Consider the following 14,560-nt stretch of genomic DNA (forward strand, 5'->3'; position numbering starts at 1 on the left):
TTATTTAGAAGTTAAAGGATCGTTTCAATTACTCTTTTAGAAGCCTTGCCATCTTCTAAATTACAAAATTCGTTATAAAAATCCTCATAGTTATGATCTATATAAGGATTATGTAACAACTCTATTACAGTATCTATAAGTTCTTCACTTGTTTGAACCAAGTTTCCTGGCGTTTTTTGCTGAAAATTAAAGTAAAAACCTCTGATAGAGTCTCGATAAGCCGGGAGATCATACACAAAAAATACAATGGGTTTTTTTAAATTCATATAATCAAAAAAGACAGAAGAATAATCCGTAATCAATAAATCACTAATTAAATATAAATCTCGAATATCTTTATATAAGGAAACATCTTTCACAAAATCTTTATATTTCCCTAAATTAAATTGTTCTGAAACTAGATAATGCATTCTTAAAAGAATAACCACAGAGTCCCCAAGCTTCCTCTTCATTTCCTCTAAATCAAATTGAAGCTTAAATTTATACTGACCAACTTTCTTAAACTCATTGTCTCTCCAAGTTGGTGCATATAAAATTATTTTTTTATCTTCGCTAATTTCTAACTCTTGTTTTACCCTATTTATTAATGATTCTTTATTTGGTGAATATAGAATGTCATTTCTCGGATAACCTGTTTCTAAAATTTGTTTTTTAAATTGAAACGCTCGTTTAAAAATTTCAGTCGAATAAGCATTAGGAGAAATCAAATAATCCCATTTGCTTGCTTCCTGCAGAAAATTCTGTTTATATTTTTCAGTTGTGGTTCCGGGCATATGCACTTCATCCATGTCATTAGCAAGTTTTTTTAGCGGAGTGCCGTGCCACGTCTGTACATACAATGTGTTTTTTGGTTTTGGAATCCATAAAGGGAGCCGGCTGTTTGTAATCCAATATTTCGCTGTAGCCATGTACCAAATCCACTTAAAAGAAAACCTTTTTATATATGCTGCATCTACGCCGTCTAATGCCGACAAATATCGTTTATCAATGCTCCATATCATTTTATAATCATATTGATCTTTATTTTCCTGTAAATATTCATAGATTGCTCGGGGATTGCAGCTAAACTGTTTTCCTGAGTAGCTTTCAAATAAAATTAATTTATTGTTTCTTGGCAGAAGAGCAAAAATCTTAAAAAGAACTGAATAGGCCCTGACTAATAAACTTCTGCATTTTTGTAAAATAAAAGATTTCATAATGAACTCCTTAAAGAGTAAAAAATTTATATTTGCGCAAACAAGAAAAAAAGAAGCAACTGAATTACTTCAAGCCTCTTTAAGTTAGTGCTTCTATAAACTAGCCATGTCTTTTTTGATTTTGGTAGTTGAAATGCCTTCTGTTCTCGGAAGGTAAATGACCTCACAATATTCCTTTAAGAAGTCAAATTTCCCTTTCCAATCATCGCCGATCACAAATGTATCTATATCGTACTTTTGAATATCTGAAATTTTTTGTTCCCAGTTTTTTTCGGGAATCACTTCATCCACAAAATCAATTGTTTCTAAAATGAATTTTCGATGTTCATAGGAATGATGCGATTTTTTTTGTTTTTGAAGATTAAATTCATCTGTAGATAATCCTACGATTAAGTAATCACCCAGATTTTTTGCTCTTTGCAGCAGCTTCATGTGTCCATAATGAAATAAATCAAATGTTCCGTACGTTATCACTTTCTTCATCAGATAACATCACCTTCCAACCGTTTTCAACTGAGAGTACCAGAAAAAAACCACAAACCTTAACAGATTGTTTATAATTTCGACACATTTTTTACGTACCATTAATATTGAACAATAATAGCATAAGTTCCTATAAAAGTTAAGGCTCTTTAAAAATGTCAATCATCAGCATTTTTTGGTATCATCGTTGTATTGATGTATAATTTTTACAGGTCTAATGTCTTATCCATACCCATTATAACAAGTTTTCTTTTTCGAAAAAATCGAATCTTTTGTCGCGTTTTTAAGTGAAACGATTTTCTTTCTGCTGCGTCATTTATTTTGTACGCCCTCCTCATATTAATTCATCGTCAAAACGTGAAGGAATTGTAATGTGAATGTTAAAAGTTCCTAAAGATTTTTGTGGTAAGATAGAGTAAAATGTTTTCAGACAAAGAGTCTTTAATCAAACTATACGAATGACACGTATTTTTTATAGACATATAGATGAAAAGGAGGGTTGATACGATGCAAACAAAACCCATTAATCAATTAGATTTTGTAGACGGTGAACTAACTTCATTTGTATCACATTTAGAAACGTCATTTTTGGACCAGAATAAAGGTGCGTTCATCGTAACAGCGAATCCTGAAATCGGATTTGAAGCGATGCAAAATCCGCGTTATGAAGCGGTTCTTTCATCTGCTGATTTTATTTTGCCGGATGGCATTGGTGTTGTGTTGGTTTCCAAGCTAATTGGTAAGCCGCTTCAATCCAGAATCGCCGGTTATGATTTGTTTACGTCTTTGCTTGAGAAGGCTGATCAAAAGAAAAAACGGGTTTTCTTTTACGGTGCAGCTAAGCATGTGATTGCTCAGACAATCGAGCGAGTCGAACGTGATTATCCTGGGATTGAAATTGCCGGATATTCTGACGGTTATGTGAAAAATCAACGTGAGGTGGCAGACAAGATCGCAGCCTCAAATCCTGACATGGTATTTGTTGCTTTAGGTTATCCTAATCAGGAGTTCTTTATCCATAAATACCGACATCTATTCCCTCAGGCTGTTTCTGTAGGGCTGGGCGGAAGCTTTGATGTGTTCAGCGGCAATGTCAAAAGAGCGCCCTCATTTTTTATCCGTTTTCACCTTGAATGGATGTACAGGCTGATCACAAACCCTGCGCGCTGGAGAAGAATGCTTAGCATTCCTAAGTATGTTACAGCCGTGCTGAAACATGAACGAACTTCAGCAAAGCCGCAATATACGGGACAGGTCAAAGATCAATCACGCCATCTGTAATGGGCCTTAAAGGAGCTATGGTATGTAATGAAATGCATGAATCTTTCACTGTGCCTGCCGACAATCCGTGGCAGCCGTTTTGAGCTGATGACAGATTGAAATCCTGGTTTGCGTTTTTTTACTATGTGTTCATCAAAGTCATCGGCGCATTGCTGTTTTGGGTCAAACCGGGAAGTCAAGTGACCCTTCTTGTTTCCTTTCCTGATAATGCCCGGGCAATATTAAAGGAATATCAGATGGGACACTACTCATTTCCCATTCATGTACTTCTGACCCAGCATGCCAAATCGCTGGAAACAGAATTTCCTGAGCTTACTGTTTCAGTTATTAACGAAAAACACCCGCTTCATATATATAAAGCGGTCTTTTCTATGCTGAGCAGTAAAGCTGTGATTGTTGATAACTATTTTGTTTTGACAACCGTTTTGACCTGCAGACCTGATATCGAGTGTATCCAAGTTTGGCATGCGAATGGAGCGTTTAAACGATTTGGGTTAAAGGATATCAACACACAGAATCGTTCGCGGGCTGACGTGAGACGCTTTCGCAAAGTGTATGCTTCATTTGACCGGATTGTCGTCGGTTCTGAACATATGGCTGACATATTCAAGGAATTCTTCGATATAAAAGGTGATAAATTTCTTCGGTTTGGCGTGCCTTTAACCGATGCTTACTATGAGGTGAAGGAAAACAGCAGTGACCTTAAAAGCAAATATCACCTGCCGGCAGAGAAAAAAATCATCCTGTATGCGCCAACCTTTAGGGATCATCAGTTTGAAAGCTTTTCGCTGCCATTTTCAGAAAAACAGCTGCAGCATGATTTAAAAGGAGAATATTTACTTGCAGTAAAACTTCATCCTGTTATGAAGCAATATGCTCAATTGCATGGGGATAGTGCGTGGATAAAAGACGTATCAGACCTCCCTCTTGCAGACCTTTTAAAAATGAGTGATCTGTTAATATCAGATTATTCTTCTGTCCCTTTTGAATTTGCTTTGCTGGACAAACCCATTTTGTTTTATACGTATGATATGGAGGCTTACAACAGAACCCGCGGTTTAATCCGTCATTATACAGAGGTAATCCCCGGAGTTCCTTGCCGTGATTCAGGAATGCTCTTGGACCAGCTGAAAGATATGAACAGGCTTCAAGCTGAAGTGGAGCGCTTTTCACGTGAATGGAATCTGTACTCGAGAGGGAATGCCAGCAAGCTGCTTTTAAGCTATGTAAATGAGAAATCAAGCTGATCTTTATATATAATAGAGATCGGTATTGCAAATAATATGAAAACCTTTTATAAAACATTATGAGTTGTAGTAAGGAAGGAGTCATTTTATGATTTATGCTGAGATTCTAGCCGGTGGAAAAGGTTCCCGCATGGGGAACGTCAATATGCCAAAACAGTTTTTGCCGTTAAATAAACGCCCAATTATCATTCATACGGTTGAAAAGTTTTTATTAAATGACCGTTTCGATAAGATTTTAATCGTCTCCCCTAAAGAGTGGATTAACCATACAAAAGACATTTTAAAGAAATTCATCGGGCAGGATGATCGCCTGATTGTCGTTGAAGGCGGCAGCGACCGTAATGAATCTATTATGAGCGGCATCCGCTATATTGAAAAAGAATTCGGTATTCAGGATGATGACGTGATCATCACTCACGATTCTGTGCGTCCGTTTCTCACTCATCGCATTATCGATGAAAACATTGATGCTGTTCTTCAATACGGCGCGGTTGATACTGTTATCTCAGCCATTGATACAATTATTGCTTCAGAAGACCAGGAATTTATTTCTGATATCCCTGTCCGCGATAACATGTATCAGGGGCAAACACCGCAAAGCTTCCGGATCAGCAAATTGGTCGAGCTTTATAATAAACTGTCCGATGAGCAAAAAGCTGTCCTTACTGACGCTTGCAAGATCTGCTCGTTAGCAGGTGAAAAAGTGAAGCTGGTCCGCGGTGAAGTCTTTAACATTAAAGTAACGACACCATATGACTTAAAAGTGGCTAATGCCATTTTACAGGAGCGAATTTCACAATGATTAATCAAACATATCGTTTAGTTTCTGCCCGACAATTTGAAGTGACATATAAAGATAAAGTTGTCCATTCAGATAAGGTCGTCGTCCGTCCTACCCATTTATCCATCTGTGCTGCAGACCAGCGTTATTATACTGGCTCACGCGGCAAAGAAGCGATGGACAAAAAACTGCCAATGGCTCTGATCCATGAAGGAATCGGAAAAGTCATGTTTGATCCGACAGGCACATTTAAAGTCGGAACCCGGGTGGTTATGGTGCCAAATACACCGGTTGAAGAGCATGAAGTCATCGCGGAGAATTACCTGCGGTCCAGCAGATTCCGTTCAAGCGGTTATGATGGATTTATGCAGGATTATATGTTCATGGCGCCTGATCGGCTTGTTGAGCTTCCAGACAGCATTAATCCGCATGTCGCAGCCTTCACTGAGCTTATTACAATTGCAGTTCACGCGCTTTCCCGCTTTGAGCGCATGGCGCATAAGAAGCGTGACACATTCGGTGTCTGGGGGGACGGAAATCTCGGATTTATCATGACGCTTCTACTGAAGAAAAAATATCCAGACAGCAAGGTGTTTATTTTCGGAAAAACACCTTACAAGCTTGATCATTTTTCTTTTGTTGATGCAGCTTATCAAATTAACGACATTCCTGAAGATGTCAGAATCGATCATGCCTTTGAATGCGTGGGCGGACGCGGCAGTGAAAGCGCAATTGAGCAAATCATTGCCCATGTCCATCCTGAAGCGTGTGTAGCGCTCTTAGGCGTATCTGAATACCCTGTTGAAATTGAAACAAGAATGGTGCTTGAAAAAGGGATTACGCTGATCGGCAGTAGCCGAAGCGGACGCGAGGATTTTGCCCGTACTGTAGACTTTTTAGCTCAATACCCTGAAGTCGTTGATTATTTAGAAACATTAGTTGGCGGACGCTTCCCGGTACGCAGTATTGAGGAAATTACAAACGCGTTTGAAGCAGATTTGACTTCATCTTGGGGAAAAACTGTTATTGAATGGGAAATTTAAACAGTGAAAACATTCCTTACGCAAATTGTAAAAGGAGTATTCGGCACTGCTTATAAACTATTGAGCGCTTTATTACCAGTACAGCACAACAAAATTGTCATAGCTTCCTATCGTGAGGATCATTTAAGTGATAATTTTAAAGGTGTCTATGAAAAGCTGAAGCAAGATCCAACTCTTCGCATCACCCTGCTGTTCCGCAAGATGGATAAGGGGCTGATCGGACGAGCTGCATATTTGCTTCATCTTTTCAGCTCGTTATATCACCTTGCAACATGCCGCGTGCTTTTGTTGGATGATTATTATTTTCCTTTGTATGTTGTGCCAAAACGAAAGGAAACTGTTGCCATCCAGCTTTGGCATGCTTGCGGCGCGTTTAAAAAATTTGGCTACAGCATTGTGAACAAGCCGTTCGGCCCTTCTTCTGATTATTTGAAGATTGTTCCCGTGCATTCAAACTATGATTATGCCATTGTCAGTGCACCCGCTGCCGTTCCGCATTTCGCCGAAGCCTTTCAAATGGAGCAAAAGCAGATTTTGCCGCTCGGCATTCCAAGAACGGATTATTTTTATCATAAGGAACATATTCGCACTGTACTGGATGAGTTTCATCGGGTTTATCCTGAACTGAAGCATAAAAAAAAGCTTTTGTATGCTCCTACTTTTCGAGGCAGCGGACATCATCAAGAGGGTGACGCTATACCGCTTGATCTGCTACAATTAAAATCGGCGCTAAACCATAAAGATTATGTCGTGATCCTCCATCTTCATCCGTATATGCGCAAACATGCGCACACGGAAGAGGATGATTTTGTGCTGGATTTAACTGATTCGTACTCTTTGTACGATTTGATGGCAATCTCTGATGGGCTGATAACCGATTATTCTTCAGTTATTTTCGAGTACAGCCTGCTGAAACGTCCGATGTATTTTTACTGCCCGGATTTAGAAGACTACTTGGAAGAACGTGATTTCTACTACCCGTTTGAATCGTTTGTACCCGGGCCGATTTCGAAAGACGTTCCATCGCTTGTACACGATATCGAGAGTGATCACGAGGCTGATACGAAACGTATTGAAGATTTTTCACAGGCATTTATCACCCATCAGGACGGCAAATCTTCAGAGCGGGTAGCCGATTTTATTTCATCATTTTTAACATCTGGTGCCGATTAGGAGAAAGTGAGGTACAAAGTGAAGCTGGCAAGAAAGATTAAGAACAGACTTTTCAGATCAAAAAAGAAAACGCAAAAAGAAAATGCAGCTGTCATTGTCCATCCAGCTGATAACAGGGTTTTTTCTCTATTTGATAAAACGAAGCGAATTGAAGAAAACCAGCAAGTCCCTGTCAGAAAGATTTCTGAGTTTTCTTGGAATGGGTCAATTCTAAAAATTGCGGGTTATATGTATATCAAGGGCCTGCCGCTTCAAAAAGAGGATCAGGTTCGAAAACGTTTATTATTGGTGAACAACGGTGTTTTATTTACAGCTGTTTCACTGCGGGATGTTCCGGTAGATAAGCTGTCAATTGATACTTCAAATGTGCCTGGAGCCTATAAGTGGGCAGGATTTTCACAGCAGATTAACTTTTCTAAGCTGATGAATGACAAACCTCTTCCGCAAGGCGAGTATAAGCTGTTTCTCGAGATTGAAGCTGTAGATGACCAAAATGTAAAACATCAGGAAGTGCATACAGTCGGAAATGTAAGTAATTTCCTTTCTAATGATGTGTATGCCACAAAAATGGAATTTCATTCTGCTAAAAAGCTGATGAAGTTCAATTTAATCGTTAATTATGATGAGGGCGAAAAGACGATTAATTTGTCTTGCAACAAACTGCAGGAAATTGATCCGAGCCTTTTGGAGCTGGATACTGGAAAAGAGGCAAACCGCTTTTTGCGCAAGCTGAATACAAGCTTATTCCATTTTGCTTATGATGTATTCCGCCTGCTTCCAATTAAGTCTAATAAAATTGTCTTTGCTTCTGACAGCCGGCTTGATATGACAGGAAACTTCGAATTTGTTTATGAAGAGCTGCTGAAACGTGAAGAAAATTTTGATTTCAAATTTTTCTTAAAGAGCAGCATTCGAGATAGAAAAAGCCTGTCTGAACTGATGTCGATGGCTTATCATTTTGCGACAAGCAAAATCATTTTTATAGATGATTTTTATCCGATTATTTATCCGTTAAAAATCCGTAAAAATGCGGACCTTGTCCAGCTGTGGCATGCTGTCGGCGCCTTTAAGACATTCGGCTACAGCCGAATCGGTCTGCCAGGAGGACCGTCACCGCATTCGAAAAACCATAGAAACTACACGAAGGTTATTGTCAGCTCTGAAAATATACGGAAGCACTACGCAGAGGGCTTTGGGGTAGATATTGAGAACGTCATTGCTACGGGCGTACCGCGAACAGACTTTTTCTTTGATGAAGCGAAGAAGGCATTTGTAAAAGAACGCCTTTACACGGAATATCCGTTTCTAAAGGACAAAAAGGTCATTCTTTTTGCTCCAACCTTCCGCGGAAACGGTCAGCAATCAGCTCATTATCCTTTTGAAGTGCTTGATTTTGACCGTCTGTATCGAGAGTTAAAGGATGAATATATCTTCTTATTCAAAATTCATCCATTCGTACGAAACGATGCCAATATACCTTATCAGTACAGCGATTTCTTTTATGATTTCTCTTCGTTCAGGGAAATTAACGAGCTATTGCTCGTAACAGATATTCTGATAACGGATTACTCTTCTGTTTGCTTTGAGTATGCTTTATTAAATAAACCAATGATCTTCTTCAGCTATGATGTAGATGATTATATTCGCAAACGTGATTTCTATTACGATTACTTTGACTTTATTCCTGGCCCTCTTGCGAAAACGTCTGAGCAAATGATTTCGATCATTAAAGAAGAGAAGTATAACTTTGAGCAAATTGATTCATTTGTTCATTATTTCTTCGATGATCTTGATGGAAAAGCAAGTGAGCGAGTCGTCGATCAAATTGTTTTCCCTCAGGAAGAAGAGCCATCAGAGGATAAGGTTCTTAAAAGATAAATCAAAAACACCTTTTGCAGCCGCAAAAGGTGTTTTTTTTATCGATATTCCGGAACATCAAAGTAAAGTGTATAGCCGTCCAGCAATGAATACAGGCTGTACATGCGGTTTACTTGTTTGTACGCCCAGCCGATGTCTGTTGCGTATTGATGTGTCGCTGTAGCTGACCATCTCATTTTGTACAGTGTGTCCTGATTGTAAGCTGTGTTGTGGATATACGATGAGCCTATGAATTTAGCTCCGCCGATAATGGCCGCTTCTGGTGTGAACCAGCCCTGTTCGTACGCATATTTGGCTCCGTAGTAATTCGGATTGCTGTCGTATGCTCCAATTCCATACATGTTGTATACGGTCTTTCCGTTATAGGTTAATCCATTGGCTAAAGCGGATGTCCCGTTTCCTGTTTCCAGAAGAGCGTGTGAGATTAAATACAGTTCGTTGATGCTATATTGATTGGCGGCATCGATAAATGCCTTTGCTCTCCCTGTCAGGATGCCTTTACCCGCAAGCACTTTCTGATTGACCTCAGTAACGCTGAGGCCCGCTGTCTGTGACAGCTTGAGAAATTGGAAGTAGTATTTGCTGTCTCTGGAAAAGTTATTCGGATCCACGTATTGAACTACTTCATCACTGCTTGCGTTTCGCCAGCCCAAATTGATCTTAGCCCAGCCGTTTATCTGTCCGATGATTTTCACTTTATCGCCTTTTTTAAATTGGCCGATCACGTTTGTCGGGCTGACTTCCGGCGTTGACCGGATATTTAGTACATCAGCCGTAACGGTTGATGTTGCTGTATTAATGTACGTGAGCGATACGTAAGCCGCTCCGTCTGTTTGCGGACTTACTGTCATTTGTTTTTGGACCATATCACGAAGCGAGAGATTGTAATTTGTTTTCATGATTTGCGGGCCGTTTTTGATCTTCACGATAGATGATGTCCATCCGTATAATTGTTTTAGCTTCGTTGATGCCGCAGCAGCTGTATTATTGCCTGTGAACTGCTCATTTACGCTGATTTTATAAAGCGTATTGCTTTTCGTTGTATAGCTCGGGGTTACACTTTTCGATTTAAGATAGGTTAACCCATTGTTCAATGCTGTTTTGCTGCTGAGCTGTGTTGTCACGATTTTGTATTGTGTATATGCAGTCTGGCCTGTTTTTGATGTTGTGACTGCGATTTTATTTTGCTTGAAAAATGTTAAAACGCGGTCAATCTCTTCTTGGCTGATGATAGCTTCAGTTGTGATTTGGTAGCTGCTCGCAGCTGTCTGACCGGTTTTCTGGCTTGCTGCTGATATATGATTTGATTTGAAAAACGTGAGTGCCTGATTGACTTTCGTTTGATCAAACAGAGATTCGGTTGTGATTTTAAACGTGTCAGCTATTTGTTTTTTGACGGATTTCGCAGAAGCACTCAGCTGATTTTGCTTTAATATGTTCAAGCCCTTTGTGACTTTTGCTTGATCTGATGTTTCTTCTGAGATGAGCTGATATTGATTTTCTGCTGTTGATCCAGCTGCTGTTTTTGCAGCTTTTACTTTTTTCTGAGCAAAGAAGGCTGCTGCTTTGTTTGCTTGCTGCTCGCCTAAAATCTTTGCCGTCGTGATTTGATAAGCTGCAGACGTTGTCGTTTTTTTGACGCTGGATGACGTGTAATGCCATTTTTTCTTTTTAAAGAAAGTGTCTATTTTTTGGAGCTGCTGTTTTGTTATACCCTTCATATTCACGGTATATGATGTGCTTTTTCCAACCTGTTGATAACTGCCGGATACGCCGGTGTTTTTCTTGATTTGGCTGATGGCATCCTTTACTGTATTCAGCCCTTTGAAATAAGCTGATTGGACATTGTATGACTCAACGGTTGTTTTTTGATTGATGGACTTGTAGCTGCCTGTGATGCCAGTGCTCTGTTTCAGCTGCTGCAATAGAATCTTGGCATTCGCTTCACCTGAAATGGCAGCAGTTGTGAACGTATAATAGGCTTGCCCTTTCACTGTTTCCTTTAATGATGCCTGCAGCCCAGATTCCTTTTGGAAGGCGTTTTTGATCTGCGCTGCTCTGCTGTCTCCCACGATTGTGCCAGACTGAATGGTTGTGACAGACACCGTGTGTGTGATGGGCTGATACGAGCTTTTAATCCCCGTTTGCTTGGCCAGGCTCTGGATAAGCGCCTTGACTTTTGTCTCATCAGCAATGTCTGATGTCATGACGTTCATATAGGGCTGAGCTGCTCCGTAAGCTTTTACAGCGCCAGCCACTCCCGTCTCCTGTTTCAGCTTTGCTAGGATAGTGTTGGCCTGTTTTTCTCCGGAGATGGCACCTGAAGAGATGGTGACATATGGCTGTTTGCTTCCAACAGGACTTGACGTTCCTGTAATCGATGTCTGTTTGGCGAGTCCGCTCAGTATTGCTTTCGCTTCTGATTCGCTATGAATGCCTGAGGCGGAAATTTGGTAGGTCGTTGTTGTGCCTGAAGCCTGATAGGATGCATCCCAGCCAGTATCTTTTTCCAGTTTGGCGACAGCTTGTGAGGCTTGGCTTTCTGTACTGAACGTATTCGACGGCTCTACTTTATATAGTGAGTAGTCGGTATACGCGGCTGCCTGGGCAGAACCAGATATGGCAAAAAAGGCAAGGGACGCGGCGGATAGAAGCATAGGTGCGATTAGTCTCTTTTTCATTCCTTCTCCTCTTTCTTATTCTATGAGTATATAAAACTAGTTTATTTATCGGCACGCGCATGCTTCATTTATAGGTGAATCACTTCCATTTTCTAATAAAAAAAACTTAATCTCGAAGTGAGATTAAGTTTAAATATGAGACACGATAAGGGTACAAGTTCCTTTTATCGTAAAATCGGGCATTTGAGCCGGCAAAATAAAGTGATCGCCTTTTTTGAGCGGACATGTTTTGTCCTCATCCATGAGCAAACCGCTTCCTTCTATCACGCTGCAAATCAGAAAGGATTCATCCTGAGCCATTTCAGCTTCGCCATTGATGTCCCATTTATACACCGAAAAATATTCCCCTTGGACAAATGTTTTAATGGTTATTCCTTTTCTTGATTCTGTCGATTCATCTATATACCCGTCCACATGGGGAACCGTGGCGGCATTGACCGCTTTGGCAAAATGAAGCTCTCTCGGACTTCCGTTGCTATCAACCCGGTCATAATCGTACACCCGGTATGTGGCATCTGAATTTTGCTGAGTCTCTAAAACAAGGGCCCCCTTGCACAATGCATGCAGCGTTCCGCTCGGCACATAATAAAAATCACCCGGTTTAATTTTGATTCTTCGCAGCAGGCCCTCCCAGTCACCGCTGTTGATCATTGTGACAAGTTCGGTTTTTGAGCGGGCCGTATGCCCGTAAATGATTTCTGCGTTTTCCTTACAGTCGATAATGTACCAGCATTCCGTCTTGCCGAGTTCTCCCTCTTCGTTTTCTCCGGCATAGTAATCATCAGGGTGAACTTTAATTGACGTATCTTCCCGCACATCCAGCAGCTTTGTCAGAAGCGGAAACCGATCCCCTTCTACGCCGCCGAATACTTCACGGTGCTCTTCCCAAAGCTCGATTAATGTCTTTCCTTTATACGGGCCATTTGCAACAGTGCTCGGTCCTTTTGGATGAGCGGAAATGGCCCAGCATTCCCCCGTTGATTCTGAAGGAATACTGTATCCAAATCTATCTCGTAAAGCGGTTCCGCCCCAGATTTTTTCTTTAAACACAGGCGTTAGAAAAATCGGTGATTGCGTCATGATCCGTACCCCTCCCCTGTAAATAACTGATCATCATTTTCCCGGTGCGCCCCTCTTACAAACGCCCGTATAAGCTGTCTTTTTTCCGATGACAACATATGTACAAAGCATCATCTTTTCACTACCCCTTCAAAGAAAACGCTTCCTATCTATTATATCACGTCGAAAAGAAGCTTTGTTTCAGCCTTTTCCTCGATAAGAATAATTCTCCTTTTTTGATACAAATTAATAAAAACCGTCAATCTGTTTACGAAGGAGAGAAACTATGCAAATCGACTCTGATCTCCAGAACAATTTAAACACACTGAAAAAAACATTGGGACAAAACGACGATATGATGTTTTATACATTTGCTTTCGGAGATAGCAGACAAAAGGCGTGTTTACTGTATATTGACGGTCTGACAGAGAATAAAATGCTGGCGCAATACGTCATTTCTCCTTTACAAAAAGAGGCGTTAGCCCATAAGGAAAGCTCGATTGAAGACTTATCCGCCTTTTTTTTCGGCTTTCACCACAGCGTTGTTTCTACAATGAAAGAAATAGAGCAACTCGTTTTTTCAGGTCAAGCCATTTTGCTCGCTGATGGCTATCGCGGAGGATTAGCTTTCGACACAAAGTCAGTCGCAACACGCAGTCTTGATGAACCCTCCTCCGAAGTCGTGGAACGCGGCCCTAAAATAGGATTTATTGAAAAGCTGCGGACAAACACGGCGCTTATACGTGAACGGACGAGTGACCCTAATCTTGTCATCAAAGAAATGACACTCGGAAAAAGGACGAAAAAGAAAATCGCTGTCGCTTATATTCAGGATATCGCCCCCGATTATGTCGTCAAAGAAGTGTTTAAAAGGCTGAAATCAGTCAATATAGATAATTTGCCGGAATCGGGGACGCTTGAACAGCTGATTGAAGACGAACCATTTTCAATTTTCCCCACGATTTTAAGTACAGAACGGCCAGATCGTGTAGAGGCTGCTCTATTAGAAGGACGAGTATCCATATTAGTGGATGGTACGCCGTTTGCTTTGATTGTACCGGCTACGGTTGACGAATTTATTCATTCGCCCGATGATTACAGCCAGCGCTGGATCCCAATGTCACTTGTACGCCTTCTTCGTTATTCCAGCATCCTGATCACCATTTATTTGCCCGGTCTGTATATTTCTCTCGTTTCTTTTCACACCGGGCTGTTGCCGACTAGAATGGCCATTTCCATTGCAGGCAGCAGGCTTAACGTACCGTTCCCGCCTTTTATAGAGGCCTTTATCATGATCTTTACGATCGAATTGATTCGAGAAGCCGGATTAAGGCTGCCTAAGCCGATTGGACAGACAATTGGCCTTATCGGCGGGGTCGTCATCGGACAGGCAGCTGTTCAGGCACAAATTGTCAGTGCGCTTATGGTCATTGTCGTTTCTGTCACAGCACTGGCATCCTTTACCGTTCCTTCATACGCCTATAACTTTCCGCTGCGGATCATTCGGATCGGGGTTATGATAAGTGCAACAGCGCTTGGCATGTATGGCGTTATAATGGTTTATCTGTTTGTGATCGGCCATCTCATGCGCCTGAAAAGCTTTGGACAGGATTACATTATCCCGATCATGGCGCAGCCTGGACAGGATTTGAAAGACACAGTCATCCGTATTCCCACGATGTTTTTAAAAAGAAGACCGACACGAAACGATCCCGAAGATAACATCAGACAAAGGTGA

The 14,560-nt window shown here is 40.9% G+C and carries 11 protein-coding genes; 7 read left to right on the forward strand and 4 right to left on the reverse strand.

Annotated features, from left to right (window positions below):
• Window positions 1-11 precede the first annotated feature (11 nt).
• Together QF06_RS16265 and tagD are read right to left on the reverse strand one after the other, a co-directional pair.
• Complete coding sequence (locus QF06_RS16265; RefSeq protein ID WP_015251091.1) at window positions 12-1,196, reverse strand: CDP-glycerol glycerophosphotransferase family protein; 1,185 nt, start codon at window positions 1,194-1,196, stop codon at window positions 12-14.
• A 93-nt stretch (window positions 1,197-1,289) separates the two neighbouring features.
• The gene (tagD, locus tag QF06_RS16270; RefSeq protein ID WP_024571912.1) at window positions 1,290-1,679 is read right to left on the reverse strand and encodes a glycerol-3-phosphate cytidylyltransferase; all 390 of its coding nucleotides are present in this window, start codon (window positions 1,677-1,679) and stop codon (window positions 1,290-1,292) included.
• A gap of 507 nt (window positions 1,680-2,186) precedes the next feature.
• Here tagD and QF06_RS16275 point away from each other — a divergent pair.
• From QF06_RS16275 to QF06_RS16300, 6 genes are all read left to right on the forward strand, one after another.
• Entirely contained in the window at window positions 2,187-2,960 is a 774-nt protein-coding gene (locus QF06_RS16275; protein ID WP_015251089.1) for a WecB/TagA/CpsF family glycosyltransferase, read from the forward strand.
• Between the two features lie 95 nt (window positions 2,961-3,055).
• The gene (locus QF06_RS16280) at window positions 3,056-4,207 is read left to right on the forward strand and encodes a CDP-glycerol--glycerophosphate glycerophosphotransferase (RefSeq protein ID WP_041850460.1); all 1,152 of its coding nucleotides are present in this window, start codon (window positions 3,056-3,058) and stop codon (window positions 4,205-4,207) included.
• A gap of 88 nt (window positions 4,208-4,295) precedes the next feature.
• Window positions 4,296-5,009 carry an IspD/TarI family cytidylyltransferase gene (locus QF06_RS16285; protein WP_003235520.1) on the forward strand — a complete coding sequence of 238 codons (714 nt, stop codon included), beginning with the start codon at window positions 4,296-4,298 and terminating at the stop codon, window positions 5,007-5,009.
• Window positions 5,006-6,031, forward strand: coding sequence for a ribitol-5-phosphate dehydrogenase (locus QF06_RS16290; protein ID WP_003235523.1), 1,026 nt, complete (start codon window positions 5,006-5,008; stop codon window positions 6,029-6,031). Before QF06_RS16285 ends, QF06_RS16290 begins: the two co-directional genes overlap by 4 nt.
• Window positions 6,032-6,034: 3 nt before the next feature.
• Window positions 6,035-7,204, forward strand: a complete 1,170-nt coding sequence (locus tag QF06_RS16295; RefSeq protein ID WP_041850459.1) for a CDP-glycerol glycerophosphotransferase family protein — start codon at window positions 6,035-6,037, stop codon at window positions 7,202-7,204.
• A gap of 18 nt (window positions 7,205-7,222) precedes the next feature.
• Window positions 7,223-9,082, forward strand: a complete 1,860-nt coding sequence (locus QF06_RS16300) for a CDP-glycerol glycerophosphotransferase family protein (RefSeq protein ID WP_015384814.1) — start codon at window positions 7,223-7,225, stop codon at window positions 9,080-9,082.
• A gap of 38 nt (window positions 9,083-9,120) precedes the next feature.
• On the opposite strand, the gene lytD is transcribed toward QF06_RS16300, so the two are convergent.
• Both lytD and manA read right to left on the reverse strand, forming a co-directional pair.
• Window positions 9,121-11,763 (reverse strand): beta-N-acetylglucosaminidase LytD, encoded by a 2,643-nt coding sequence (lytD, locus tag QF06_RS16305; RefSeq protein ID WP_041850457.1) that lies wholly within the window; start codon window positions 11,761-11,763, stop codon window positions 9,121-9,123.
• Window positions 11,764-11,892: 129 nt separating this feature from the next.
• On the reverse strand, window positions 11,893-12,843 hold the full coding sequence (manA, locus tag QF06_RS16310) for a mannose-6-phosphate isomerase, class I (protein WP_041850456.1): 951 nt from the start codon (window positions 12,841-12,843) through the stop codon (window positions 11,893-11,895).
• A gap of 265 nt (window positions 12,844-13,108) precedes the next feature.
• On the opposite strand from manA, the gene gerBA reads away from it, so the two are divergent.
• Window positions 13,109-14,560, forward strand: coding sequence for a spore germination protein GerBA (gene gerBA / locus QF06_RS16315; protein ID WP_038829878.1), 1,452 nt, complete (start codon window positions 13,109-13,111; stop codon window positions 14,558-14,560).

The sequence above is a fragment of the Bacillus sp. YP1 genome (assembly GCF_000877815.1).
GTDB lineage: Bacteria > Bacillota > Bacilli > Bacillales > Bacillaceae > Bacillus > Bacillus subtilis.